Below are 25,948 nucleotides of genomic sequence, written 5' to 3'. Positions count from 1 at the left end.
GAACTGGATAAATTTCAATGTTTGTTCACCCAGCGCGCGCAGAAGCACGGCAGAGAAACAGGCACGTCAAAAGCCGAACACTTTTTCCGGTACGTGGATGATATCCCCCTCGCCAACCGGTGGATCGTCAACAAGGCCCTGGCTCACTTTGCGAAGGTCAATGGTGGTGCGATGCCTTTTGCCGGAAGCATCTCTCCGTATCACCTCAACGCGCTGTTCATGCGCGAGACGGCTTAGACCGCCTGTAATGAGCAGTGTCTCATAGATGCCAAGCGAACGTCCATCCGTTATTGGCACTAAATGTGTCCCCGGCTGTTTCACCGCTCCAGTGATGTAGACCATGACCTTTGGAGTGGACGACGCCGCTCCAGGCATTGAAGAGAGCTGGTCGCTCTTGCTCATGCGTTCAACCAATACGGTGGCCTTGGTTAACTGGGTGCCTTGCAGGGCTTCTTTGACCCGCTTCTCGGCCTCCGTCAGGGTCAGTCCAGCCACCGAGATACGTCCTGCACGGGGAATGACAATGTAGCCACCTTCACGAACCGGATAGCTGTTGTTAAGGCTCGCATCCTCCTTGACAAACAACTCAAGGTTGTCGCCCGCTTGAAAAACGTCTTTGGCGGCCGGTGGTGTTACCGCGATTTCAGGTTTGATTGACGGAGGCGGAAGATTTCCGTTTTCGCGGTGTGAACACGCGGACAAAATCGAGACAACCAAAAAGAGACAACTGGAAGGAAAACTACTGAGACGGCGAAATGATGGCATAGAATATAGGTATCACCTTTGCAAGGCCATCCACGCGATCAAGCGATGGTGAGAAAAAGTTGCCATGCTGGCAGTAAGACACAATCGGAGGACTGACTGCATTCCATCTATGGGATCATGGGATCTTAATTGGAAATCATGGGAATGACAAATTTGTGATCAATAGGACCACCCGGCAGGAGCCACCCAGACACCTGCATTGTTGTCATTGATGAACTGCTTCAGGGTCGGCTTTGGTTGTACTGTCAGCAAAATGTGATCGAACGATGTGCGGAAGCTTTTAATGTTGGAAAGAATGCTCGGCTTCTTCTCTACTGGCTGCGGTTGTTTGGCTGCGGTCTCTCCGTTGGCTGCGGCATCTCCGGCACGCTGGCCCTCAGTTTGCAGTGCGCGGTGGGAAACCGTGCAAAGCAGGCGGATGTCTCCAATGTATTTAGGGGAAGGTTTGACCCCTTCCACATAAACAAATCGTGGCACAGCAATAGGCAGGTTGTAGGGATAAGTCTTGTACTGGGTGGTGAACTCCGTGACACGTTTGGTAGGATCTCTGGAATCAAGCAGCAGTGTCTTTTTGTCCTTTTCCTTCCAGACACGAATGTGGCCCATGGATGCGAGTTCCTCGTCCAAACTGGCATAATCTCCAGATTTGACGCCACGATTGATGCCTTCCACCTCCAACGTCACCACCACTTCACCTTCAAAATCCACGCGATAAGGCAGCAGACGAATGATGAAACGGGAGAGTTCTCCCACGCCCAGAATCATTCCCGGGGGGGTAGCTTCAAAGGCACCACTATCCGCCGGATCATTGTTTTGTATCAGGCCATCATGGTTCATGTCCGCATCCATATCCAGTTTGGCGATCTGGCGTTCTGAGTCGAGAAAGGAGTTGACACGCTGTCCGAAATATTTGTGGAAACTTGCCGGTACATCCTTGTTGGTTTGCGCCGATGGCGAGTCTTGAGCCTTTAGACCTGTTGCAAATGGAGAAAGTGCCAAGGTGCAAAACCACACCGTCGAGCATGTTAAAAATCGAGTTGGGGAGTACGGGGAGTTCATGGCAGTTATATATACTAAGTGGTTAAGAAAGGAAAGGTACTTTTCGTTGTCGGATTTGGCAGATGAAAATCAAAAATACCGTCTGAGCGTAACGCCTATAAGGTGTTCAGAAAACTGTGCGGGGCTGTTGATCTGATAATCTTCATACTGATAGAACACGGTGCCGGTAAGACGCGTTCCCAGTTGCTGTGTGGCGTTCAGCGTGTAACGCCACCGGTCACTGGCCATCGAATTCTGGTGCAGTTTGTCATAAATAACCGAAGCGCTGAGCTGGGTGAAGTCCAAAGGCTGGTAATGGAGGGCCACCCCAAAGGATGTTCGTCTGCCGGTCTGGTTCGTTATAAGGTTGGTTTCGCTGTCCGCATATTGGACGAATGCATTCCCATATGTCTGGTTGGTAAAGCGCTGGTTAATGCTGTATTGCACGTATCTCGAAAGGATGGATTCGCCGACGACATTGTTATTGAAAACGGTTTCCCCCACTCCGAGCGACTGGGTCGTATTCTTGGATAATGAATGCCTCAAGTCGACGTTCCAAATAAACCGGTTTCCATTCGAGCCGGAGCCAGTATTGAAATATTCACCTGCGCGCCCCAGCCAATTGAGATTTTCCGTCAGCCTTCCTGTTAAGCTCACCAAGGCCTGATGAATGATGGTATTGGATCCACCATACATATACATGTCATACGTAAATCGTGGTGCGAAGGGAATTCGAGAGCCCTCATAACCCAAGGCTGCGCCTAGATGTTCTACACGCTGGTGATTAGTAAATCCATAACCTTGCCAATAATCCATATGCTGCCCAGTAAACCAAAGCCGCCATGAATTGTCAAAGACGAGGCGCGATAAAGAGGCTCCGATGGTGTTTGTAAACCTTACATAGCTTGAATTTTGGAATGAATTGGCCGGCGCGTTTGTTTGAAAACCATAGAAGTAACGGCCTGCCCGGTCATATCCATTGACGTTGGCTGGTCCAAACCAGTTCAAACTTGGCCGACCTGTGAATTCATCGTAAAGCAACACGTCCCAAGGGCCAAAGGTTTTGCTGTAGTTAAGGCGGGTGAGAAGTCCTGGCTGTGATCCGCCGAATCGCATGGCGAAACGATTCGTAAAGGGCAGGTACATGAGATCTGCCACCGCCGAAATGTATATGGAGTCCGATACTCGGACGATTCCACGCACACCGACATCTACGTATCCAATGATGCCGTCCCCTTTGTTTCCGAGGTTGTTGCCATTGTTGCCATTGTAGTCGGACCATAAGGCACCTGCTCCGAGCCACAGTATGTCCAGATAAAGAGGACCTGCTTTGATGGTGGCTAATTCCGGCGCGAATGACCGGGTTAAAAGGCCCAAATTACCATCGACGGTCAGTGAAGTGTTATCCAGCTGGCTGAATTGCACTGTCCACGCATCTTGCGGAGTTAGCCAGCCCAAGGTCTGGTTTACTGGTTTGAAAAAGTTCTGATTGCGTTGGTAAAAATCAGGATTCGAATCCACATAGGGAAACAGACCGGTGGCGGTTTGCTCTCTTAGATCTGGGCCTTGTTCATCGCCTGGGAAGTTGCCCTGAGATCTGGCGTTGTATGGTCCCCACAGCAAAGCACTTTCCTCCAAGGTGGGGAAGTAACCCGGTTCCATTCTGCTGGAAGGCAGTGTTGGCTCAACGAGAGTATTTTGTGCGTTTGATTGGGGTGCACAAACACAAAATAACGCCATGAACAGAGCAGCTGTTGATAGTTGATGTCTGGTCATGAAAGTAAAGAGTTTTTCAGAAGAGTGTTTATGCAAAAGGATGAGGGGGGGGGGAGCTGCTCGATTCACGAATTCCAGCTTTTTGCGCCGGGACTGAATTGTTTGAGAAAGCTAAAATCTGCTAATGCAAGGCAGCGAATGCAATATACGGCGATGCCAATAACGGGTACAACAATAACGAGCAGAGTCCATGCCAGTTTCGTGGCGAGATTAGGGATATTTTTTTTAATGCTCAGTATTGAGGCGATTATGAGAAAAAGATAAATCACCCCCAATGCCCAGTATACCTCTGCACTGACATTATCAGGTGCAAAAGTAAAAAATTTAATCAGGCTGGTCAACATGGCTTATCAAGGTGTGTGTTGATCTTTAGCGGATCGAATGCAAATACTAACTGGTGTGAGTGTGCTGGCAAAGGAAAGCTGGGGATGAATTTAGTAACGCTTCGGGGGGGCGTGTGCTTACAAGAATAGTGATATGAACGCAGAAAAGAGCGTTCGGCAAATCGGAAAATGTCTTGTTTCGAAGATTTAACATTTGAACAAACATATAATTGGGCGACTCTTTGGGAACTCACGGGCAAATTGCAATGCATCGTTGCACACCTGTGAAATACTTACACTACATTTTCGTATGTCAACCCATCAATCTGCTGCACGCTCACGGTTGCTGTTGCCACTTCTTCCAGTTGTATTGTTGGCAAATTGCGCGCCTCTCTACCCCTTTGGTGCTAGCCATAACGGCCAATACTTCGGAGGGCAGGGTAATTCCGCTACTCCGTCAGTTTTTGTCCCCAAAAGTGTTCAGCGTGAAGAGCCAATGTTCAATGGCCATGCTGCGAGTGCCAAAAGGCAAGCCGTTATCTCTTACCCTTGAAACGCTCAAGCGAGCGCCACATAGTGGAATGCAATGCTTGCAAGTAAGATTTAAGCCGGTGGGTTCGCTCTCCAGTGAGTTCCTCTTGCGGAACCTGCAGGACATGGAATCGATTCAACATTGCTTATGAGGACACACTCCAACCCACGTCAATTCGGATTCACCATACTTGAGTCCTGCCTCATGCTGGTGTTGCTGACTGCCTTCTCCATGGTGACTTTTGCTGTCATCAAGAAGGGGCCGACCAGCGTGCCGGACGCCGACAATCCCGAATGGAAGAAAAATGGCGGGGATGAATCCATGAGAACCTCCGTGTCGATGCCTAGAGGTACTCTGTTACCTGACGACCAAGGGGAGCAGACCGGTCTTGGCAGCAGATCGCCTGCTAAATCGCAGCCCGTAGAAAAGCCTCGCGCTCAATGACGATGCGATGGCATTCGACGGTCCAGATCAAACCACTTCTACTGGCCTGACAGGGAGGGAAGTTCCCACACAGATGGGACAGGTGGAGCGCATGGCCGCCCGTATGGGCGGCAAACTGATTGCGGTGGCAGAGCAGGGCGGATTGCTGAAGTGGATATGCCGGTTTTTGCGCAGACTCACGCTGTGGCTGACCGTGATCTATTTTGTCTTTGGGGCTGGGCTCAGTCTTGCCATGCGGTTCGTGGGAGAGCGCAACATCGCCACTGCCTTTTTGCTCTATCTCCCACCGTCACTCTGGCTCATTCCGCTGGTGCCGCTCATGTTCCTCGGACTACTATTCCACCGTCGGTGTCTTATGGCACAGATAGCCATGGGATTTTTGCTGCTGGTCTGGCTGGGCTACCCGCTCATCAGGCTCTCTGCTGCTGGGGGTGCGGATAAGACCGCAGAGATTTCAGTGATGACTTACAACCGAGGTCAGAATATGAGCCAAAGCTTGCAGCCATTCAAGAACTCCACCCATCCTGACATTCTGGTCTTCCAGGAGGCGGCCGGACGAGCGGCGGGGTTCCTGCACTCTCCAGACTACGTGGAGTTTGGCCATGCTGCAGACATTGGGGAGTTCACCTTGCTCAGCCGTTACCCGATTGCAGACTACTCCACTGTGCCCACCGGCGCGAGCCCGAGCAGCGCCAAGGCTGCTCGTTTTGTGATCGATTGGAACGGCAGGCGAGTATCGGTCTATGCCGTGCATTTGATGACCCCGCGCGATGTGCTCAGCTCTTATATGCGAGGTGCTTTCTTGTGGGGAGTCATCGGAGTTCCTGGCACGCCCTGGGCGGCTAAGCGTAGGCAGTCTCAGACATTTTGGGATCAGCAGATCACCGATGCAAACCAGATCCTAGCGTCCGTGCGCGCAGACACCAATCCGTGCATCCTCGCCGGTGACTTTAACGCGCCTCATACAGGCTACATCCATGGGATTCTGTCTATGGAACTGGGGGATGCCCACGCGGCTGCGGGACATGGCCTTGGTTTTACTTTTCCCGGGGTGACGCGCAATCCTTTGAGCTTGGGTGGTCCTTGGATGCGTATTGACTACATTTGGTATGACCACAACTGGGTGGCGGACGACTGCATCACGGAGCCCAAACGTCCTTCACAGCATCGTGCGTTGATCGCGCGCTTGCGCTTGTTGAAGTGAGCAGGGGCTTCCTTGCGATGCCCACTTCACTCGGCATTTTTATATTTGTTATGCATTAACCGGAGTGTCCGCCTCAGCCGCCATCGTCACCGAGGCAAACAGGCGAGCGGCGACTCTGGTACGCAGGCAGTTTGGAAGGTGTTCGACCGCCCATTCTCCGAGTTCATGGACAACATTCATCCAGCCGCTCGCCACCGGCTTTCCATGGCGGTACATCGCGGCCTGGGCAAAGCCATGGCGCAGGAGCAGCCGACGCATCTCCCGGTAAGTCCACTCCTGAAAGTGGAAACATTGCAGGGAGTTGCCGAAGTGGCGAGAAACATCATGCGGCCCCGAGAAACGGTGCGGGGTATCGAAGACATAGACGCCCCCGGGTTTGAGCAGGCGTCGGGCAAGTTTGAAATGGGCGTCCACATCATCCGGGTGAAGATGCTCGAGAAACTGGTAACTGAACAGGACGTCAGCTGAGCCATCTGGCAAATTCAGGTCGTACCCATCATAAACGATCAGTTCCAGGTTGTCCGGCTTGGTCTCCGTCTCGGCACGCTGATCGGAGATGTCAACGCCAATGACTTTCCGGACCCTGCCTGCCACGGCAGCGGCGAGACGACAGTCTCCGGGTGCGAACTCCAAGAACGCAGTGTCCGGTTTGAGGTAGGGAAGCAGCAGCCGCAACTGGGACTGAACTTTGCGCTGACTGGCCTCAGGCGTATCGCGCCGTGTGAGGCGTGGATGGTCTGGCACGCGCTCGAAGAGCTCGCCGTACAAGGTTTTAAACAGTGCGGTGCGTTCGGCTCGGGTGGAACGGCGTAGTCGGGATGCCAGTTCCTTTTCCACTTGAAAGTGATGGCGCAGACGTTCGGGAGTGCGTTCGAGCTTGGAGGACATACTTATGCGGGGGAGTGAAAAGGCGGCTGCGAACGAATATGTCGATGAAACAACTTGTAACAGCAAACTGTGAATGTGTCTTCCGACTTTAAAACAAGCGTGGGCTGCCATACTGCGCTACGGCGCGGCCAAATAGTGCTTTGGTGTGGAAGCGATGTAAAACGTTCTAACACTTTTCGGACTTCTCCTTGGTGCAAAGCTGGCGGCAGTAATTCTCAAAAATCCTGTTCACGGCTGGCCAGCCGAACTTTGTCTCGACAAAGTGGCGTCCGTCCGCACCGATTGTTTCTGCTTTGTCTGGTGATTTAAACAGCGATACGATCTGCGAGGCTTGGTCCTGAGGCGAGTCAGCCAGCAGGATGTTTTTCCCATGCGTTACCGGCAAGCCTTCGGCGCCGATGCGAGTGGACACCACCGGAATGCCTGAAGCCATCCCCTCGAAAATTTTAATGCGCGTCCCGCCGCCCACACGCAGGGGAACGACCATCACCGCCGCCTCGGCCAGGTATGGCCTTACGTCACCCACAGTGCCTGTCACGCGAATGCCTGCTTCCTCAAGTTGTTTAATACGTGGCGGCGGATTGCGTCCGACAATAGTAAAGGTCACATCTGGAAATTCCATACGAACCAGAGGGAGAATTTCCTGAACGAAGAACAGGGTGCCGTCAATGTTGGCCATCCAATCCATCGAGCCGAGAAAGACTAGTGAATTGGGTTTCCGGGGTGTCGTGGACGGCGAGAAAAATTCCAGATCAACCCCTGTTGGCACGTCGCCGAGGATCTTGGTCAACCCAAGCTCTTCACGGAAGACTTTGCAGTCGTCCGCAGACACGGACACCTGGCCGTCCGCCACCGCGTCACAATCCAGCTCCCAACGGCATGTGAGACGCCATTGCTGGCGGAAAATTGCCCGTTTGATGGGATTGCCGGCGGCTTCTGTGTGGCGCTTCCATATCTGGGACTCCACGTTATGCTGGAAAATCATGAGAGGTTTGGCGCATCGCTGCGCTGATCCAGTGAAATGGATCATGGAGGCGAGGTAGTCGGCGACAACGAGGTCGGTCGCATCGTGCTGCGTGAGCCGTTTGATATGGCGCTCCATTTCCGCCGAGCGGTATTTCGCCGCAAAGAACGGGACCTTGCTGAACAGACTGTTGAACAAGACGCCCAGAAAAAACTTCAAGGAACCGTTGACCCAAGGTTCGTATGGTACGGTGATGAGTTCGTGGCAAAACTCCTTCGCACTCTCAACCGCAAGGGGGGAGTCTGCGGCTGTGTGGAAGCAAAGATAGGTGATGTGGTGGTTCTGCTTGAGCTGCTTGAGCATGTTGTAGGTGCGAATGCGGTCACCTCCGTTCAACGGGTGTAGCAGCCTGCAGTTTACCCACAGGATACGGAGCCGTTGGCCCAGTCTTGAACTTGAATCACTCATTTTGAATCTCTCATTTTCGATGAAAATTATTGGCGTAATCGGTCATAGGTTCGCAAGGCGCGCTTAGGCAGTGCCAGCAAAGCTGTGCGCAGTCGGCGTTGCAAAATATAGGCTGGTGAACCGGTGGCGATCCTGCACACTTTCGAAACCGTGTGGTTGAGTAGTACAACGAAGCGGTTGATCTCTGCGGGCAGGTGTACTGACTGGTTCATCTGCTCGACAGAATTGCCGATGAGTTGATAACCGGACTCAAAGGCCGCTTGGCGGACCTTCAGCCCGCCCTGGCCGGCCGGCAGTGACATGGTCTGTACCGAACTGCCGATAATGTCCTCAAGCCAGCACCTGCTGGCATGCAATTCTTCCCGCAGCTCAGAATCTGGCAGGCCTGACAAAGCGCGGTGGGATGCACCGTGCGTGCCGAGATCAAATCCAGCGGCTGCCAGTTCGCGTATTTCAGCCGGTTGCAAAAAATCTTGCCGGTCCCGACAGTAGTTCATCGTGAGGAAAAAAGTCCCACGGACCCCGGCAGCCGACATCAGTTCTGCGAGTTCGAGTGAACTTTTGTGCCCGTCATCAAAAGTGAGGGCGCAGAACTTTTCCGGCAGACTGCCCGGCTGCTTTAAATCTGCGAAAGTACCCAGGGCAAAGCCAGACTGAAGCAGACCGTTCAATTGCGCACGGAAGAGTTCACGCGTTGTGGTGTATTTGAGGTACTGGGCATCGGGGAACCGTCCGTCGGACAACGAATGGTACATGAGGCATGCAAACGCCATGCGGATGATCAGCGTTTGTTATAGGCCATGAGTGCTCCAGAGGCGCACATCAACGATGTAGCCGAACCTGAAAGCACTTCGTCAACGCGCTTCAAAAGCCGCCAGACTGACTGCGGGAGGCTCATGTTCCAAAACACGGGTGAACAATCGAGGTAATCAATTTTGAACTCCGTGAAGCCCTCCTCGCGCAGCAGTGGGATGAGGTCGCGTTGTGGAATAAAGGAGTTTTCCAATACGGGCGCTTCAAAGGCCGTACCGCTTTCCTTGGCTGCCGGACGCAACATGCGCCAGACCGCCTTTGCACCGTTGCGCATGATACGCGGCAGTGAGTAGTGATTGCGAAAGGAAAGAATGATGCGCCCGCCAGGCTTCACGGCTCGGGCGAGTTTGCGGAGACCGTCAGCCGGATCCTGCAAGTAATCAATCAAGCCGATCAGGAGAACCGTGTCAGCACTATTCTTAAACTCATTGAGCAGATCAAGATCACCAAGGTGATATTCGGCATTGGGCAGGTCCATGCCACGCGCCAGCTCAATCATTTTGGGAGAAATATCGATGCCGACGTAGCGCAGCCCTGCCTTGATTGCGGGGGGGGCGAAAACTGCCGGACCCATGCCATAGTCCAGCAAAGTACCTCCCTTTGGGGTGTTGAGGAGCTGACGTGTGACGATATCCTGGCGGCGACTGAAACTCAGTGAACTGACATTGAAAACGGCGGTTTGTGACCGCTCGGTATAGTCCTCCGCGATTTTGTCGAAAAATTCTTGTGCGTTCGCGTGTGTTTGTGGCTGGAGTGAGCTCATCGTTAGGATTATGACTTAATCAAAGTTGCGGATTATTGTTCCCAGCGATGCTCATTGAACACGTGGAGTGATGGTAGAGCTCTCAATGCAAAACTCGACAAGCAATTTGGTTAACCATGCCAGAAACTGCCCGATTGGGAATATGCAATTGAGAGTGTATGATCAATAGGTGTGAGTAAAAGGGATGGAGTTAACTAAATTGGTTAAAATGTGCAGACAATGCACGCAAAAGTCAGACCAATCTTGCCTAATGTTGAAATGAAGTCAAACAAACCAACCCAAAACAAGTATTACAAACCTGACCGGCTCGAATCCGTTCCAAATGGTAATGTCCCTGGAGTGTGAGCATATCGGGCAAGTGCGCCGCTTGTCATCGATTTCTTAATCTAGAGAATACGCATGGATGAAGGAGTGGAAATCATATAGCGATTTCCAAAACTGATTTCCGGATAGCGGAGCAAAAAGTGCTGTACAAAACGTGCGGCAGTGCTTTGAGGATGGTTGTTGAGAGCGCAAGAACTCAGACCTGATGTGGACAACGCCACGCTGGAGCAACTCCAGGCGGCGATGGAGGCCGCGCCCAACAAGCGCAGCTACATCAGGCTGGCCGCCATGCGCTGCCTGCTGCGAGGCATGGACCGTGTGGACGTCTGCGAGACCTTCTGCCGCAGCGAGCGCATGGTTCGGCTCTGGATCATCAAATACAACCATGGAGGCATCGACGCGCTCATCAGCAAACCCACGGGAGGCAGAAGACGCAAGATCGCCCTGCAACGGCTCGAAGAGGTGCTGGTGCCCGTGCTCAAAGACCCCGCCCAGGCGGCCATGGAGCACTGGACTGGCGTGAAGGTCCACGGCTGGCTGCTCGGGCGGCTCCAGGCCGAACTGAGCTACAGCACCGTGGTGCGCTATCTCCATGACCTGGACTTTCACCTGCGCGTGCCGCGTCCCTGGCCGCTGCCCCTGCTGGATGAACCCGAGCGTGAGGCGCAGCGCCAGAGCTTCCGCACGCAGATCGCCACACTGGCCGCAGACCCACAGGTCGAGCTTTGGTTCGGTGACGAGTGCGGCGTGGATGGCGATCCCCGGCCAAGACGCCGGTGGGTGCAGCCGGGCAGCAAGCCCAAGGTGCCGCATCTCGGCAAGCATATCCGCCGCAGCGTCGTAGGAGCCGTCTGTCCGCAGAGCGGCGAGTTCTTCAGCCTCATGTTTGATGGCGTCGATGGCGCTGTCTTCCAGTGCTGGCTTGACGAACTGGCGCGCAGCGTGCCAGCGAAACCGGATCTGCGCCGGGTGCTGGTGCTCGACAACGCCTCCTGGCACAAGGTCAAAACGCTCAACTGGCACCACTTCGAAGCGCTGTTCCTGCCGCCTTACAGCCCGGACTTCAACCCTATTGAGCGGCTGTGGCTGCGCCTGAAGGCCGACTTCTTTGCCGACTGGATCGCACGCAGCGGCGCGGAGCTCGAAGACCGTCTCTGCCACGCTCTCAACCACTTCATGTCATCGGCCTCTCAGACCGCCTCCATCTGCTCGATCCGGAAATGAGTTTTGCGATTTGCTATAAATTGGAACGGTTACCACAGCCAAGGCAATAGTCGTGGGTGTCAAAACAGACTTTGTTCGGAGTCGCTAGCTATTTTTGGACGGCTGCAGGCCGCCACAGACTCAGCGGATCACGTCGGCTGCCTACGTAGGCGAAGAAGGCCTGGGCACAGGTCCACTGCAGCAGCAAAAATCCCGCAGGGATGGTCACCAGTCTGGAGGTAATAGCTGGTCGCAGCATGCCGGTGATGCCGAGTGCATAACAAACTGTCTGGGCGACCAGCAGCAGCCAGACCAGGGGCGTTTTCGGCGCCAGTAGTGTCATCACCAGGATGGCGAGCAGCAGCCAAGGAACACCTAGTCTGGCGTATTTGTGCGAGAGCAGCTGCCACCAGAGCCGGTTATGCCAGGGCAGCAGCCAGCGCGGGTGTCGTTCCAGCATCTGGTAGTTGCCCACCAGCGTCCGGCGTTTTCGGCTTTTTTCTTTGACTGGATCCAGCGTCTGTGGGTCGTAGGCAACAGCCAGCGGTTGGTACATTACTCGCCAGCCTGAGATTGCGATCTGCATCGGCACAATGACATCGTCTAGGATCGTGTCAGCCGCCAGCGGTTGGAACGCCTCCCGCCGGATCGCATAAATGGCACCTGTGCAGCCGATGACAGAATCAAAGCGGCCCTCCCACTCACGTAGTTTGCGTTCAATTTTCCAGTACAGATCCACGCCGCGCCCGCCACCGCTGCTGGAAGCCGCGATTTCCAGCAGGCCGCTTACCGCGCCCACTGCGGGATCTTGCAAGAGGCGTGTCAGTTCCAGCAAGGCCATGCGGTCAAACGACTGGCGCACGTCTGCAAACACAATGACCGGGTGTTGCGCAGCAAGGACGGCCTCGTTCAGCGCCGCCCATTTGCCACGCTGTACTGGGGAAGAGATGACACATACCTCTGCCACGCCAGCGGTCGCAGCCTGGGTGGCGGTGTCGTCTTCACAGCCATCGCAGAAGACTAGGATTTCACGGATGCCGCTCCATTCACATGCGGCGAGGTTGCGCAGGCGCTCCTGGATGCGTGGCGCTTCATTGTGAACACACAGGATGATGCTGACTGCTTGCGGCGGCGGCTGTGCCGAATCGACGGGCCGTGGGCGCAGGCGTGCCAGCAGTCCGATCAGTGCGGCATAGCCAATCTGAACATACAACACAAACAGGAGAAGTAGGGCGATGGCGATCGTCATTGTAGGAGTATTTCAGCACTGACAATCAAGTTGACCGTGCCCGATTCGAAGGCAGAGAGTGCAGCAGTTTTTTCACCTGCAAAGTTTTGATCATGTCTTTCTTCAGGCCATGTTAACCGTAACATCAATGCCGCCATTTTACACTCTGACTGCCATAGTGCACAATGACATGGTTTACCATGCGCGGACATGCTGAAGGCTTTGCACAAATGGCTGATACCTTATTTGTATCAGCAGCTTGCCCGGCCTGCGAAGCGAGTGACCGATGTGATGCTGGCGGTTTGCGATCACTTTGAGCCCTTTCACCACACCGACAAGGCGGGGGCCTTGCGGCGCATGGAGCAGTGGCATGACAAGCTGCCGAGCATCCTGGAGACCGGCTTGGACCATGACGGCCAGAGACCCCGGCATACATTTTTTTATCCGGTAGAACAATACGACCGGGATGTCGTGCAATCGTTGACGGAGCTTTGCGTGAGCAGTCGAAACGAAGTGGAGATACACCTGCACCACGACAAGGACACGGCGGAGAATTTTTGTGCCGCCCTCGAACATGGCAAGGCTGACCTGCGTAGTCACGGGCTGCTGGGCAGCGATGCCGCCGGCGCGCCGGTGTTTGGTTTTATCCATGGCAACTGGGCGCTGGATAACTCCGACCCGGCTGGTCAAGGCTGCGGGGTTCATGGTGAACTTGCCATGCTGAAACAGGCGGGCTGCTATGCTGACCTGACCATGCCCTCTGCGCCGCATCGGACGCAGGCTCCGATCGTGAACCGTTTGTATTACTCCCGAAGCACGCCGAATGGCTGTTCGCATCACCGTGGCACATGGGTCACGGCACTGGGCGGGAGCACGCGTGCTTTGCGTGAGAAGCCGGACCATCTGCTGCTGGTGCAGGGGCCGCTGATGCTGGACTGGGAACGGCGCAAGTGGGGGGTGATGCCACGCGTGGAAAACTCCGATCTCGGTCCGGCCAATCCGCCGACCGTCCGCCGCCTGAAGAACTGGCGCAATGCACGCATCTCAGTGCAGGGTGCAGAAGGGTGGTGCTTCATCAAACTGCACACACACGGTGCACCGGAGAAGAATCATCAGTCTGTGATCGGTGACGCTCGCAGGCGCTTTCATGAGGAATTGCTTCAACTGGCAGTGGAGGAGGACTTCCGCCTGCACTACGTAAGCGCACGAGAGATGGTGAACATTCTCCACGCGGCGGAAGATGGCCACACTGAAGGGGATGCGGGGCCTTGTCGAGACTATCTGTATGCGCCGCCGCCGTGTCTGCAAAAGAACTGACCAATGAATCTGCTCGTCGCCACTAATCTGTTTCCAGATCTGAACGAGCCATGGCGCGGACTGGACAACGCCACGCTCGTGCATGCCCTGCAACAACTGGACCCCGGTCTCAATATTCGTGTGCTGGCGTTTCGCCCGTCGCTCCGGTATTTTGGTGGCGCGTCATCGCGGTTGCAGGCGCGTGCCGAAGACGCCGGTTTGCCGGTGGATTACTTTTGGACGCCCTATGTGCCGAGATTGGGGGGTATGAACCACCGGCTCTTTGCGCATGCGTTTGCCAGGGCGCGAAAAATGCTGCCGCGCGAGTTCTCGCCGCAGGCGGTTCTGGTGCCGTGGCTGTTTCCAGATGCGTGTGGGGTGTCCTTGGAGGCGGCGGCATGGGGCGTGCCTGTGGTGGCTGTGGCGCAGGGATCAGACGTGCACCAGTATCTGGACATGCCGGCAAGACGGCGTGCGATCCTGGCCATGACTCGTCGCGTGAAAGCAGTAGTGACGCGCAGTCAGGATCTGGCGCATCGGCTGATCGCGCACGGAGCAGATGCCGGCAAAGTTCACGCGATTTACAATGGGGTGGATGTTCACACCTTCAAGCCTGCATCACGCAGCGCTGCGCGCATTGCGTTCAATCTGTCCCCGAACGAACGTGTACTGTTGTTTGTGGGCAACTTCCTGCCGGTCAAAGGGCTGGATCTGCTCTTGGCGGCTTTTGCCCGCGTGGTGTCGGCTTCTCCGCAGCCGGTGCGGCTGGCGCTGATCGGCGGGGGGCCGCTGGAAGGTGCCTTGCGCGCTCAGGCGGCGGAACTTGCCATTACGGAACAAGTCTCCTTTCTCGGACGCCAGGGAGTGCCGCAGGTGGCGCTCTGGATGCAGGCGGCTGATGCGGTGTGCCTGACCAGCTACAATGAAGGCGTGCCGAATGTGGTGCTGGAGTCCATGGCCAGCGGGCGTGCGCCTGTGTGCATGGATGTGGGTGGCATCGCCGAAGTGGTTGAGCCGCTGTTGGGCAGGCGCTTTCTAGTTCAGCAGCGCGATGCCGCAGCCTATGCGTCGGCACTGCTAGAAGCGCTGGAAAATCCGCCGGACGAAACCGTGCTACAGCAGGCCACCGCAAACTTCTCCTGGGAGAACTGCGCACAAAAGTATCTCGCCTTGCTGCGTGGGAGCTGACGGTTGGGATCACACAGCCTCGGCAACTCCTGGTCGCACGTCAGAGTTGACGGCGGCTGGATCGGGGACGTCGGCTAGCCGCAGGGCGTCCCCATGCGCATAGTCAAAATCGCTGTTCTTCGTATAGCGCTGCCGGGTGTTTGCCTTCATGCCCCCTCCTAGCACAACGCGCACGGTGTCCAGCAGGATGAGGCTGTCGAAGAGCACTCCTGCGTGCTTCAAATAATAGAGGTCATACTCCAGCTTGCATTTGGCATCGTCTATGGATGCCCCGTACGGATAGCATACCTGCGCCCAGCCAGTGAGTCCGGGCTGCAGCATGTGGCGCTCCTGATAGTAAGGCAGCACACCTGCCAGCTTTGTTACAAATTCCGGTCGTTCCGGCCGTGGCCCTACGAAGGACATCTCTCCGCGCAGCACATTGAGGAGTTGCGGGATTTCATCGATCCGGTACTTGCGCAGGAAGGCACCACCCGGGAAGACACGCGGGTCTTTGGAGATTGAGGACCAGACGGCACCGGATTTTTCGGCATCAATACCCATGCTGCGCAGTTTGTAGATCTGGAACCGTTTGCCAAAGCGTCCCACGCGTTCCTGACTGAAGAACACCGGCCCCTCGGGGGAGAATATGCGCACTATCGCCATGCCCAGCAGCAAAAAAGGAGCCAGCACAACCAGCAGGATCAGAGAGTTAGTGATGTCAAAGAACCGCTTCAGTTTGCTGAAATAGAAGCAGCGCGAGATAGATTCCGACTGAAGCAGCCAGTTCATCGTCACCAGATGCAGGGGCACATAGTTCAGGTGCCGTTCACATATTGATATTAAGCTGCTGCATTGAAAGCCCAGATAGCGCAGCCGTCTGAATTCGTTTCGGGCCTTCTCGTCTTCGACCCGCTTTTCTGTGAAAACAATGCGGTCAAGTTTGTGCCTCCGTATCAGTTTGCGCACATTGCGCAGTCGGCCTAGAAAGCCGTCCTCGGCGTCCTGCTCTTCATCTATGCTGATACGCCCGACTACCTGTACACCGGCCGGACACAGGGTGCGCAGCAGTTGATATTCCTCCAACTCTTCGGCAGTTTCCGCCACGAACGCGATCCGCATCGGGGCGATTCGATGCTTGTGATACATCAGCCAGTGTCCACCCAGGAGCAGCGGATAAGCAAACAGACAGCCCAGAGCCATGAAACCACGACCGATGCGCAGGTCAAAACTCAGATAACCCACCAGAGTGATGATCATGAATGAAATGATGAACGCAAAGCTCAGCAGGATGCCATGAATGAAGAAGGTGGATCTCCGCTGCGATTCGACGGAGTAGAGTCCAAGAATATAAACCGACGAACTGAGGGCTATCGCTCCGGCAAGGATTGGAGCCACATAATCCTCAATATGCCACAGAGCGGTAAACCGCAGGTAGTTCGCAAGCAGGTACGCGCCGATGAAAACAAAGACATCTCGCAGGGCGCGAGTGCCTATCTTGGTCCAGTGACCTGTGGATGAGCTATGCATATATTACAGTCGTGCTAAAGTATAAGCTGAACAGTTAAAAGAACTGCAATTAGGTCAGTCAACGAGTCACAATTACGTTAGTTTGCAAAACTTGTCCGGTGTGTAATTCGGAAAATTCTCCCGTCAAGGCGGGGCTTGATAGGGGGGATTTCACTTTTGAGCTTTCTTAAGCACGTGCAGACCAAGCAGGCCGACACAAAATGAAATGGAGATGGAAAGAGGGTGAAACCAGAAGAGCAGATCCCGGGCCAGATTGAGGTTGCCGAATCCTGACAACGACCATCTTATGCCGATGTAAGCCGCCAGCGCAGCACAGGCGCATAATGTCGCAAGGAGTGAGAAAAACAGCACCCCTTCATCAAGATGGATGAGTTTCCGAGTGATGCCCATTGGGCGGTCCGAACTTTGCAAATAGAGCATGCAGCTGAAAAGGTAGAACTGCGCACCGATAATGCCTGCCAGCAGCAGCAAGGCCTCGCTGTGGAGGTCGAAAATGTGAAATACTCCGGCGATGCTCACTGGACCCGTAAAGAAAGCCGTCACCTGAAGTAGGGTGGTGAGCAGCACGGTCACAAAGCCAAGCAACTCAAACAGCCGCGGTTTTTCGGAAAAAATGAACAGCAGGTGACGCATGCCGTCACGCCAGGTCCGCAGGTGAGCGACGCGCCCCTCCGGTCCTTTGCGCAGTCCAGAGGAAATCTCCACGGAACTTGCGCCTGCCTTGAGGGCTTTGATCAGCAACTCGGAGGCAAACTCCATTCCATTGGAGCGGATTTGCCAGCGCGCAAAAGCCGCTTTGCGAATGCAACGAAACCCGGAATTGCAGTCGGACAGTTTGCCATGGAAGAGCCAGTTGATCAGTGTGGTCAGCACTGGTGTTCCTACCCAGCGGTGCAGGGGAGGCATTGCTCCTGGCTCGATGCGGCCGATCATTCGGGATGCAATCGCCATGTCCGCGTTCCCGTCCTTGGCTGCTCGGTAAAGCGGTGCGGCGTCCGCATAGAGATACGTGCTGTCTGAGTCTGCAAACATCACGTACTCGGCCTGGCTCGCCTCGATACCTCCCCGCAGTGCAGCTCCATAGCCACGCGCTGCCACCGGAACTACACGGCAACCCATGGAAAGTGCAATTTCCCGGGAACGGTCGGTACTTCCGTTGTCGGCTACGATGATTTCATAGCTGATCCCGCTTGGTGTCAGGCTCTCCTTAACCTGCTGAATGCATGTGCTTAGAGTTGCCTCCTCGTTGAGACACGGGAAAACGAAACTCAAATCAACAGCAGGTGCTTCTGAATGGTTGCTTATGTTGTTAAGCGGGAGGGGGCTGCTCATGGGCAGGCTTTGCTGCACCTGAATTCATCAAATGGCAAGCTTCCACTTCTGGGTTTCTGATATTCCACCCTAATAAGAGCATTAACTGCTGAACAGATTTGGTGCAAAGACGTGACTTCTCAGAAGCGAGTTGCGAATAAGTAACCGGCAGGTTCTGCCGGTCAAAATGAGGGTGCATTTCCAGGTGTTTCGGCAAGGATTTATGCGTGAGTGTAGATTCTTGCAATTGGACTTGTGCCGTTTGAACTTGAAAATCGGCAATGCCTAGGCTCCCATCAAGGCACACTCTGGAATTTTTACTGCTTTGCCGTTCAATTATTTCCATCCAATTCATTAACTCAATATGACCGCAAATGTGCGAGGAGCTTTCTTGTGCCGAGGCAGCTGCCTAACAGTCTGACTTATCAAGATTTAGGTGGTATTGCTGGATGTCCATTCAAGGTGCAAGATTTAGTGGGCGTGGCAACCATGAAAATGGTATTGCTTAATATATATTTTTATTTTGTTGGGTTGTCTTAATCCCTAGTGCGTCAGAAAATACTAGCTCGCAGCAGCGGGAGGAGCGGCGTGATGCGCGCTTGCTCTCATCTTGCCCCCGTCAATATTCGCACCGAATGATCGCCAGAACCTACTCAGCCACCCTCGTCGGCGTTGATGCCATGGAAGTGGAGATCGAATCGCATGATGGCGGCGGAACGCCCAAGATGTTCATCGTGGGTCTGCCGGATGCGTCGGTGAAGGAAAGCCGCGAGCGCGTCATTGCCGCAATTTCCTCCTCTGGTTTTATCATGAACGACGGGGTGACCACCGTGAATCTGGCTCCCGCAGATTTGAAAAAGGAGGGGCCCGGCTTTGACCTGCCAATCGCCATTTCGCTGATTGCCCATCGGGCACGCATCCCCATGGCCATTCTGGCGGAAACCGCCATGATCGGGGAACTGGCCCTAAATGGTGAGTTGCGGCCGGTGCGTGGCCTGCTCGCAGTGGCGCTCGAAGCGCGGCGCAAAGGGCGCAAACGGTTGCTGGTGCCGAAGCGTGCCGCCATCGAGGCCAGTGTCGTGGCCGGGATTGATATCGTGGGCATGCAAAATCTGCGTGAAGTCGTGGATTACCTCAAAGGCGATGTGGAAATCGCGCCCGAGCCCTGCCGTGCGACGGAACTGTTCGCCGCAGTCTCCCATTACGACATTGATTTCAATGATGTGAAGGGCCAGGCCGATGCGATTCGGGCCATCGAGATCGCCGTCAGCGGTGGACACGGGTTGCTGATGATCGGGCCTCCGGGCACCGGCAAATCGATGATCGCCAAACGCATTCCCACCATCATGCCCGGCATGAGCGAAGAGGAGGCCATCGAAACCACCAAGATACACAGCGCTGCAGGATTGCTCGGCGAAGCCAGCGCCTTCGTGGCCACGCGTCCGTTTCGTTCCCCGCATCATACCATCAGTGATGCCGGTCTGCTCGGCGGCGGCTCCAATCCAGGTCCGGGTGAAGTCTCCCTGGCGCACAACGGGGTTCTCTTCCTTGATGAACTGCCTGAATTCAGGCGCAGCACGCTGGAAGTCCTGCGCCAGCCGCTCGAAGACGGCAAGGTCACCATCTCACGCGCCGCAGGCTCCGTCACTTTCCCTGCGAAATTCATGCTCGTCGCGGCCATGAATCCCTGCCCCTGCGGCTACTACGGGGATCTCAAACGGGAGTGCCGTTGCGGGTCGGTGGTGATTCAGCGTTATCGTCAGCGCATCAGTGGTCCGTTGCTTGATAGAATCGATCTTCATGTGGATGTGCCGCTGGTTGATTACAAGGCGCTGGCTTCACGCGAGGGAGGTGAAGCCTCCGCGCCCATTCGAAAGCGTGTCGAAACCGCACGTGGCATGCAGCAGGAGCGCTTTGCCAAGCATGCGGGTGTTCATGCCAACAGCAGCATGACGCCACGCCTCATCAAAAAGCACTGCGAACTTGATGCCGAGGCCGCAGGCTGCCTCGAACACGCCATGAGCGAGATGAATTTCAGTGCCCGCGCTCACGACCGCATTCTCAAAGTGGCACGTACTCTGGCCGACCTTGGCGGCCACGAAAAAATCAGCGCCGACAACGTGTTTGAAGCCATCGGCTATCGCACGCTGGACCGTAAGATGTGGGCATGATCGCCCGAAGCGTGGCACCGCAAGACAACGACAGTACCTGACAAATGCCCGCAAGAACCCCGCGTTCATCGCATGTATGTGGTCAGCGAATATCTCCTCCAACCCCACCATGACACGCTCACTCCTCGCTCTTGCCGTTTTCAGCCTGCTGCCGCTGGCAGCTTCCGCACATTCTCTCTGGATTGAAGAACTGCCGGACAATGCCGGTCTCGGCGTGCGATTTGCCCAGTGGGGGGACGAATACGAGGTCTCGCCCGGTCACCTCGATGATTTCACGCAGGTCTCAGGCTGGACGCTTGACGACAAAGGTCAGCCACACCTCTTCGATGTGGTCAAAAAGAAGGATCATTTCTTTCTCGGCAAAGTCGATGGCACCCTGCCTGCCTTTGCCCAGGCGCAGTTCACCGTGCGCAAGCTTCATGAAGACAAGCCCGCGCGTGCGCCCATCTTTTACTGCCGCTGGCAGCCGGAAGGCGCGGGAGCCGGCAAGCCTGCCATGACGATGGATGTCGTTCCCACCGGCAAGCCCGGTGAAGCGCGTGTTTATTTCCGTGGCAAGCCCCTCGGTGGTGTCGAACTGCTGTTCTTCTCTCCCAAAGTCAGCGATCAGAAATTGCAGGCTGATGCCGAGGGTTACGTGCGTGCTCCAGACATTTCCAAGCCCGGCCAGTATCTGCTTGCCGTTGCCCGTTATTCTGAAGAACTGCCTGGCTTCTTCAATGGTGTCCCCTTCGGCATCACCAGCCACAGCGCCTCGCTGTATTGGACAGTCAAAGAAGAGAAGAAGTGAGGCGGGTCTATTTGTCTCCGCTCAAACGGCGCACCCATTGCGAAGGCGGCACGCCTTTCTCCTCCGCAAAAGCGCGGCTGAAGTGCGAAAAGCTTTGATAGCCCACTTCGAGTGCGGCTTCGGAGACATTGCACTTCCCGGTCGCGATGAGGGATGCCGCGTGTTCGATGCGCACGTGGCGCAGCCATTGCGAGAGTGTGGTGCCTTCGATCTGCGTGAAGGTGCGGCTGAGGTAGCTCGGATTGCAGCCGACCGTGGCGGCCAGTTCATCCAGAGAAGGCGGCGCATCAATCTGCGCAAGCATCAGATCCTTGACGCGCTGCACGCGCTCTTGGGCGACTCGCAAAGTGCGGCTGATGGCGCTCCCTGCTTGTTGGGCTGTATCGTTGCGGAAGATGGAGTGGATGAAAAATTCAGTCAGACGCGCCGAGTCGAGCAACTGTCTCGCCTGAGAGCACAAATGGGGTGGCATGGCTCCACGCGCCCAGCCTTCATCCTCTTCAGTCAGCGGCAGCCGCAGCACGCTGCGTGAGGTGCCGCTGATCAGCGGCTGAAATGCATCGCCCACTTGCGAGGTGACGCCTTTTAAGGTCAAACGCAGCCAGGCATCCGGAAACACCAGCGTGAGGCACTCATGGCGGTCTCGACTGGCCAGCCGGCGCGCCATCAGCATCTCCGCCGGACTGGCGCGCAGCCAGCAAGTCGTTCGCGCTGGAATCGTGGTGCTGCTGCCATCCCTCCAGCGCATCTCTGCGTCACCCCGAAAATTGAGATGAGCCACGAGAGCATTTGCAGCCGCAGCATCAACCCAGTCGGCCTCAATTCGCTCGGGCACGGTGGTCCATGAGCGAAAGGGGGCTTCTGGGGCGGCAGCGGGCATTGGTAGTTGGGATTGATACTCAGTCTCAATTTCTCATCACATCACACCTTTGCTAGGGTGGGTTCCAGTTATTTCGACTGTTTAAGATCAGGGGTGCTTGCTTGCGGCCTTCGCCGGGGCTGGGGCGGCGGGCAGTGGTGCCGAATCCACAGCAGGCAGGGCGATGACTTCAGGCGGCGCTTTGACACCTTCGCGGCTCTCCCCTCCTATGGCGATAAGTTTTCCAGTTCCTCCGCTCAGCAGCCGATGAAAATACCGTGGATGAGCGAGCTTCGCGACCGCCACCCAGTTTTCGCCGCGCAGCTCAAGCAACTGGCCGGTAACACCGCTGGAAAACAGCCGCCCTTCATGCGCAACAGCAGCAAAACCAAAACCACCGATTTTCTCAGCAGGCAGCGACGGGCCTTCACTCCATTTGCCGGTTGTCGTATCAAGCACGGAGACAGCACTCGTGGTCTTGTCCTCATCCGTCATTCCTCCGATGGCATAAACCTTCGTGCCAATCGTTTGCACTGCCAGAGCGCGGCGTTTGAACGGCTGCGGATGGCTCTGCCAGGTCGCATCAGTCTTGGCCAAATCGAGGGTGAGATAAGTGTCGTGCCACACAGAGTCCGCTTCGCCCTCCATCCTCCATCCGCCGATGGCGTAGACAGTGTCGCCACAGATGATGCTGTCATGGCTGGAACGGCGCTGGGGCAGTTTTGGCAGGGGAGCCCACTTGCCGCTGGCGATGTCATAGCGCGCCGCTGTCTCGCCGGACCACAGGTCCTGTTTCTCGCCCTTGGCGTTGCGGGCAGCCATGCCGCCGATACGGATCACACCATCCTTGGCCGCTACGAGGGATGCGCCCTGCGCCGGTTCATCCTTCGCCAGTACCTCCCATTTGTCTGAACCCTGCTTCCAGCGAAACAGATCGCCATGCACTTCGTCACGATTGTATTTGTGACGTTTGCCACTATGACCGCCATAGAAATACAAGGAGCCATTCGGCATGCCTGCGGCACCAAAGCTCGCAACAGACAGGGGCATCTCTGGCGGGGTGTCATTCGCCCTCAGGGCAGAAGTGAAGGCGATTAGAAATAGGGAAATCAGTGGAAAAGCTTTCATACAGACACCTGCGATACAGCAGCTACGTTACGCCGCTTGCGTTGGTTTGTGCAATACTGGCGTTAAAATGACCTGAGTGCCGAATGATCGGACAGGCAGGGAATGGTCAAAAACAATTCCAACGCTGCTTTTTCCAAACTTCCTGGTTGTGCGCGGCAAGTTCAGTGATGCAGTTCATGCCATGAAAACGATTTCCATGGTCTTCTTCATGCTCGGTGGCGTTCTCTCCGCTCAAACCAAACAGGACGTGCAGCAGGCCATCACACGCGGGCTGGATTATCTCAAATCACAGCAGAACAAGGACCGCGGCCATTGGGGGATGATAGAAGATCCGGCGCTCAGCGCGCTGGTGCTTTCCGCTTTGATTCAAAATCCGGCGGGGGTTGACACGTCAGACGCCTTGAAACGCGGCTACGATTTTCTCCTCCAGAATGTGAAGCCGGACGGCGGCATCTACTCGAAGGCGCGGTCAAACTACAACACCGCCATCTGCCTCATGGCCTTGGTGCTGTGTGCACGGCCCCAGGATGAAGAGATTATCCGCCGGGCAAGGAACTTCGTGGCACATCAGCAAAACGATGCTGATACCCCAGGCAAGACCGACAACCCTTTCGACGGCGGCATTGGCTACGGCGGTGCTCAGCAGGGCGCACATGCAGACCTTTCCAATACATCCTTTGCACTGGAAGCCTTGTATTACTCCAAGAAGCTCTTCGAAGACACAGGCAAGCCGGTGGAGAAAAAAGACGATCTCAATTGGGACGCAGCCATTCAGTTCGTCTCACGCTGCCAAAATCTGAAAGCATCGAACGACCAGTCCTGGGCAGGCGTTGACAAAGAAAACACCGGTGCGTTTGGCTACACGCCCGTGCCGCAGGCTCCGAGTGGCGGCAAAAAAGACGATGGCCCAGTCCCGATGCGCTATTACGGCAGCATCAGCTACGCGGGCATGCTCAGCTTCATTTACGCAGGTCTCACACCATCAGATCCACGCATGGTCGCTGCGCTCGAATGGCTGGGCAACAACTACACCGTGGAGGAGAACCCCGGCATGGGTGCAGAGGGCTTGTTCTACTACTACCACACGATGGCCAAGGCCCTGGCCACAGCGGGCATCACTCAACTGAAAACCAAGTCCGGTTCAGCCAACTGGACCGCCGACCTTTCCCGCAAACTCATCAGCCTGCAAAACAGCGACGGCTCCTGGGCAAATACTGCCTCCGGCCGCTGGATGGAAAGCGATCCTGTGCTCGTCACCGCCTACACCGTCCTGGCGCTGGAGCAGGTGCATCGTGCCATGAAGTAAGACTTCAGCACGCCGCCTCACGCAGCCAGTGATTCCACTGAATGTGATGCGTGGGCGCAGCTTCCGGGCGCAGACCCAGTCCAGTTCGGAAGTTCCCGGCTTGGTCATAGATTTCCAGGCAGAGAGTTTCCCTGCCGCGCATCTCAAAGCGTGTGACCCAGGCTTGAGCATGGCTCAATTCATGGCGCAGTGTGAGCTGCGAAGTGCCCGCAAAAAACGTGGTGCCACAGCAGCAGTCCGCCCAGTGGGTCGGAAACATGCCGGCAGGTAGAAACACCGCCTCATTGCGCACGCCGATGCCCAGCGGCGCATCTGCCAGCGTCATGGCGCGGATGAGGGGCATCACCGCAGTCTCACGGATCTGCCATGCATGCTGCGGTCCGGCCACGCCTAACGCACGCCGCCGAGAGACGCCTTCCAGACCAGGGAAGGCGCTCGTCGGCAGCGTGCGTCGCAGTCCCCCCCAGAGACTGCGCACGGCCTGGGCGTCTGGCTCTGTTCCCCATACCAACGCAGCATCAGAACCAGCCGGACCAAAGGGTGAGAGGTGCTGCGCCATGGCATGATGACGCACCAAATTTTGAAAGGCAGTGACGTCGCTGCGGTTCGTGACGAGCAGTTTCAGGCAGCCTTCGCCATCGAGATCAAAGAACTGCAGCGCGGCGCTCTGTTGTGCACCTTCCAGCGGCTCCAGTGTGGCGAGCACGCCGCCGAGATTTGCTGTGCAAATCTCAACACCCGTTTCCATGCACACCCAGTCATGTGAATCTGGCACAGGCTCAAACTTCGCCTCTTTAAGCGCCACCGCCGCCGTGACCGGGCTGGAAGGTGCGCACGCCATGAGCCATCCTATTTTGCCCAAGGCCGGCAGCAGTCGTGACCAACAGCCATCGAGCTGCACATACGCGGAACCGCATTCAGCATCATAGCTCCACAGAGCTGGATTCATGCGTTCAATGTCGAAGATGCCGGAAGCGAAACTGAAGGCGATGCGGTGAGAGGAGTGAGCGGGGTTCATGAGGTGGGGTGTGTCACTTTGATATGCCTGCACCAGGTGGCTGCGCTTTCGTTGCTTTGCCGAAATCTGGCGGTCAAATGTGCTGCCAGCTTCGCGTGCGCAAATCAGCGGCAGTCTTCGTCAAGCCGGCGAAAGCGCAGGTGCATGGCGCATGACTAAGGGCGTGCTGCCATGCAATACACCAATCATCACACCCGTCTGAACTCTCGTCCTGAACTCAACCCCGCGCTGCTGCGCCGCATTATGGAATGCCGGCGTCGCAGCCGCAAAGCGCGTACCCATGCGGAAAAAATCGCCATGACAGAGAGGGGGGAACCTCAAGCCCAGGCACATTCATGAGCCGTCTGCGTACCGAGGCTTCACAGCGCTGTCTGTTCTACAATGACTGCGTGCAGGCCCACCTGCTGGGGCTTGACCGCCGCTGCCCATGTTTCGAAGCCTGTGCGGCGGATGAAACCACGGTGGTCATCACGTTTGGGGAAGCCGCTGCGTATCTTGACGGTGCGGAGGTGCGCCTGCGCTGTGGCGAGCGCCTTCGCGTGCCCGCCGCCTGTCCTTTGCGCCTCGTGGCAGCAGAGGCTGCTGATGTGTTGCTGCTCCGAAGCCCTGCCGCCATATGATTTCACAGGGGTTGCGCTC

General features: G+C 55.9%; 25 protein-coding genes. 10 read left to right on the top strand and 15 right to left on the bottom strand.

Features of this window, described 5'->3' with window-relative positions; genetic code table 11:
* Positions 1-66 precede the first annotated feature (66 nt).
* From AC3RLQ_RS15400 to AC3RLQ_RS15385, 4 genes are all read right to left on the bottom strand, one after another.
* Complete coding sequence (locus tag AC3RLQ_RS15400; RefSeq protein WP_493038555.1) at positions 67-765, bottom strand: polysaccharide biosynthesis/export family protein; 699 nt, start codon at positions 763-765, stop codon at positions 67-69.
* Positions 766-924: 159 nt separating this feature from the next.
* Positions 925-1,824: a hypothetical protein gene (locus tag AC3RLQ_RS15395; protein ID WP_493038553.1), complete on the bottom strand. Its 900-nt coding sequence runs from the start codon at positions 1,822-1,824 to the stop codon at positions 925-927.
* A gap of 69 nt (positions 1,825-1,893) precedes the next feature.
* Positions 1,894-3,579 (bottom strand): hypothetical protein, encoded by a 1,686-nt coding sequence (locus AC3RLQ_RS15390; RefSeq protein WP_493038551.1) that lies wholly within the window; start codon positions 3,577-3,579, stop codon positions 1,894-1,896.
* Positions 3,580-3,644: 65 nt separating this feature from the next.
* On the bottom strand, positions 3,645-3,923 hold the full coding sequence (locus AC3RLQ_RS15385) for a hypothetical protein (protein WP_493038549.1): 279 nt from the start codon (positions 3,921-3,923) through the stop codon (positions 3,645-3,647).
* A 715-nt stretch (positions 3,924-4,638) separates the two neighbouring features.
* Here AC3RLQ_RS15385 and AC3RLQ_RS15380 point away from each other — a divergent pair.
* Both AC3RLQ_RS15380 and AC3RLQ_RS15375 read left to right on the top strand, forming a co-directional pair.
* On the top strand, positions 4,639-4,878 hold the full coding sequence (locus tag AC3RLQ_RS15380; RefSeq protein ID WP_493038547.1) for a hypothetical protein: 240 nt from the start codon (positions 4,639-4,641) through the stop codon (positions 4,876-4,878).
* Between the two features lie 91 nt (positions 4,879-4,969).
* Positions 4,970-6,082, top strand: a complete 1,113-nt coding sequence (locus AC3RLQ_RS15375) for an endonuclease/exonuclease/phosphatase family protein (RefSeq protein ID WP_493038545.1) — start codon at positions 4,970-4,972, stop codon at positions 6,080-6,082.
* 48 nt (positions 6,083-6,130) lie between these two features.
* Here the strand turns inward: AC3RLQ_RS15375 and AC3RLQ_RS15370 are convergent, their stop codons facing one another.
* From AC3RLQ_RS15370 to AC3RLQ_RS15355, 4 genes are all read right to left on the bottom strand, one after another.
* Positions 6,131-6,970 carry a class I SAM-dependent methyltransferase gene (locus AC3RLQ_RS15370; RefSeq protein ID WP_493038543.1) on the bottom strand — a complete coding sequence of 280 codons (840 nt, stop codon included), beginning with the start codon at positions 6,968-6,970 and terminating at the stop codon, positions 6,131-6,133.
* Positions 6,971-7,136: 166 nt separating this feature from the next.
* Positions 7,137-8,297 (bottom strand): glycosyltransferase family 4 protein, encoded by a 1,161-nt coding sequence (locus AC3RLQ_RS15365; protein ID WP_493038541.1) that lies wholly within the window; start codon positions 8,295-8,297, stop codon positions 7,137-7,139.
* Between the two features lie 131 nt (positions 8,298-8,428).
* The gene (locus AC3RLQ_RS15360; RefSeq protein ID WP_493038539.1) at positions 8,429-9,157 is read right to left on the bottom strand and encodes a polysaccharide deacetylase family protein; all 729 of its coding nucleotides are present in this window, start codon (positions 9,155-9,157) and stop codon (positions 8,429-8,431) included.
* Positions 9,158-9,183: 26 nt separating this feature from the next.
* Positions 9,184-9,978 (bottom strand): class I SAM-dependent methyltransferase, encoded by a 795-nt coding sequence (locus AC3RLQ_RS15355; protein ID WP_493038537.1) that lies wholly within the window; start codon positions 9,976-9,978, stop codon positions 9,184-9,186.
* 531 nt (positions 9,979-10,509) lie between these two features.
* On the opposite strand from AC3RLQ_RS15355, the gene AC3RLQ_RS15350 reads away from it, so the two are divergent.
* Positions 10,510-11,526, top strand: coding sequence for an IS630 family transposase (locus AC3RLQ_RS15350; protein WP_493030878.1), 1,017 nt, complete (start codon positions 10,510-10,512; stop codon positions 11,524-11,526).
* Positions 11,527-11,614: 88 nt separating this feature from the next.
* Here AC3RLQ_RS15350 and AC3RLQ_RS15345 read toward each other — a convergent pair whose 3' ends face one another.
* Positions 11,615-12,754, bottom strand: a complete 1,140-nt coding sequence (locus AC3RLQ_RS15345; RefSeq protein WP_493038535.1) for a glycosyltransferase family 2 protein — start codon at positions 12,752-12,754, stop codon at positions 11,615-11,617.
* Between the two features lie 189 nt (positions 12,755-12,943).
* On the opposite strand from AC3RLQ_RS15345, the gene AC3RLQ_RS15340 reads away from it, so the two are divergent.
* Both AC3RLQ_RS15340 and AC3RLQ_RS15335 read left to right on the top strand, forming a co-directional pair.
* Positions 12,944-14,050, top strand: a complete 1,107-nt coding sequence (locus AC3RLQ_RS15340) for a hypothetical protein (RefSeq protein ID WP_493038533.1) — start codon at positions 12,944-12,946, stop codon at positions 14,048-14,050.
* Positions 14,051-14,053: 3 nt separating this feature from the next.
* Positions 14,054-15,217, top strand: coding sequence for a glycosyltransferase (locus AC3RLQ_RS15335; protein ID WP_493038531.1), 1,164 nt, complete (start codon positions 14,054-14,056; stop codon positions 15,215-15,217).
* Positions 15,218-15,226: 9 nt separating this feature from the next.
* On the opposite strand, the gene AC3RLQ_RS15330 is transcribed toward AC3RLQ_RS15335, so the two are convergent.
* The 3 genes from AC3RLQ_RS15330 to AC3RLQ_RS15320 form a co-directional block, all read right to left on the bottom strand.
* Positions 15,227-16,726 (bottom strand): exopolysaccharide biosynthesis polyprenyl glycosylphosphotransferase, encoded by a 1,500-nt coding sequence (locus AC3RLQ_RS15330; protein WP_493038529.1) that lies wholly within the window; start codon positions 16,724-16,726, stop codon positions 15,227-15,229.
* Positions 16,727-16,876: 150 nt separating this feature from the next.
* On the bottom strand, positions 16,877-18,058 hold the full coding sequence (locus AC3RLQ_RS15325) for a glycosyltransferase family 2 protein (protein ID WP_493038527.1): 1,182 nt from the start codon (positions 18,056-18,058) through the stop codon (positions 16,877-16,879).
* Positions 18,036-18,392, bottom strand: coding sequence for a hypothetical protein (locus AC3RLQ_RS15320; protein WP_493038525.1), 357 nt, complete (start codon positions 18,390-18,392; stop codon positions 18,036-18,038). The genes AC3RLQ_RS15325 and AC3RLQ_RS15320 overlap by 23 nt, the downstream gene beginning before the upstream one ends.
* Before the next feature lie 280 nt (positions 18,393-18,672).
* On the opposite strand from AC3RLQ_RS15320, the gene AC3RLQ_RS15315 reads away from it, so the two are divergent.
* Positions 18,673-20,208: a YifB family Mg chelatase-like AAA ATPase gene (locus AC3RLQ_RS15315; protein ID WP_493038523.1), complete on the top strand. Its 1,536-nt coding sequence runs from the start codon at positions 18,673-18,675 to the stop codon at positions 20,206-20,208.
* A 109-nt stretch (positions 20,209-20,317) separates the two neighbouring features.
* Entirely contained in the window at positions 20,318-20,998 is a 681-nt protein-coding gene (locus AC3RLQ_RS15310) for a hypothetical protein (RefSeq protein WP_493038521.1), read from the top strand.
* A 7-nt stretch (positions 20,999-21,005) separates the two neighbouring features.
* On the opposite strand, the gene AC3RLQ_RS15305 is transcribed toward AC3RLQ_RS15310, so the two are convergent.
* A complete protein-coding gene (locus tag AC3RLQ_RS15305) occupies positions 21,006-21,878 on the bottom strand; it encodes a helix-turn-helix domain-containing protein (protein ID WP_493038519.1) in 873 nt (290 codons plus the stop codon).
* An 87-nt stretch (positions 21,879-21,965) separates the two neighbouring features.
* Positions 21,966-22,907: a Kelch repeat-containing protein gene (locus AC3RLQ_RS15300; protein WP_493038517.1), complete on the bottom strand. Its 942-nt coding sequence runs from the start codon at positions 22,905-22,907 to the stop codon at positions 21,966-21,968.
* A 259-nt stretch (positions 22,908-23,166) separates the two neighbouring features.
* On the opposite strand from AC3RLQ_RS15300, the gene AC3RLQ_RS15295 reads away from it, so the two are divergent.
* The gene (locus AC3RLQ_RS15295) at positions 23,167-24,291 is read left to right on the top strand and encodes a prenyltransferase/squalene oxidase repeat-containing protein (RefSeq protein ID WP_493038515.1); all 1,125 of its coding nucleotides are present in this window, start codon (positions 23,167-23,169) and stop codon (positions 24,289-24,291) included.
* 4 nt (positions 24,292-24,295) lie between these two features.
* Here the strand turns inward: AC3RLQ_RS15295 and AC3RLQ_RS15290 are convergent, their stop codons facing one another.
* Complete coding sequence (locus tag AC3RLQ_RS15290) at positions 24,296-25,309, bottom strand: ChuX/HutX family heme-like substrate-binding protein (RefSeq protein ID WP_493038513.1); 1,014 nt, start codon at positions 25,307-25,309, stop codon at positions 24,296-24,298.
* 171 nt (positions 25,310-25,480) lie between these two features.
* Here AC3RLQ_RS15290 and AC3RLQ_RS15285 point away from each other — a divergent pair, with 171 nt between their 5' ends.
* Positions 25,481-25,648, top strand: a complete 168-nt coding sequence (locus AC3RLQ_RS15285) for a hypothetical protein (RefSeq protein WP_493038511.1) — start codon at positions 25,481-25,483, stop codon at positions 25,646-25,648.
* On the top strand, positions 25,645-25,929 hold the full coding sequence (locus AC3RLQ_RS15280; RefSeq protein ID WP_487680193.1) for a cupin domain-containing protein: 285 nt from the start codon (positions 25,645-25,647) through the stop codon (positions 25,927-25,929). Before AC3RLQ_RS15285 ends, AC3RLQ_RS15280 begins: the two co-directional genes overlap by 4 nt.
* The last annotated feature ends 19 nt before the right edge of the window (positions 25,930-25,948 follow it).

This window comes from Prosthecobacter sp. GW821-HT29F12 (genome assembly GCF_058803405.1).
Note: the sequence above shows the minus strand (reverse complement) of the source record. Positions and strands in the feature narration are given on the sequence as shown.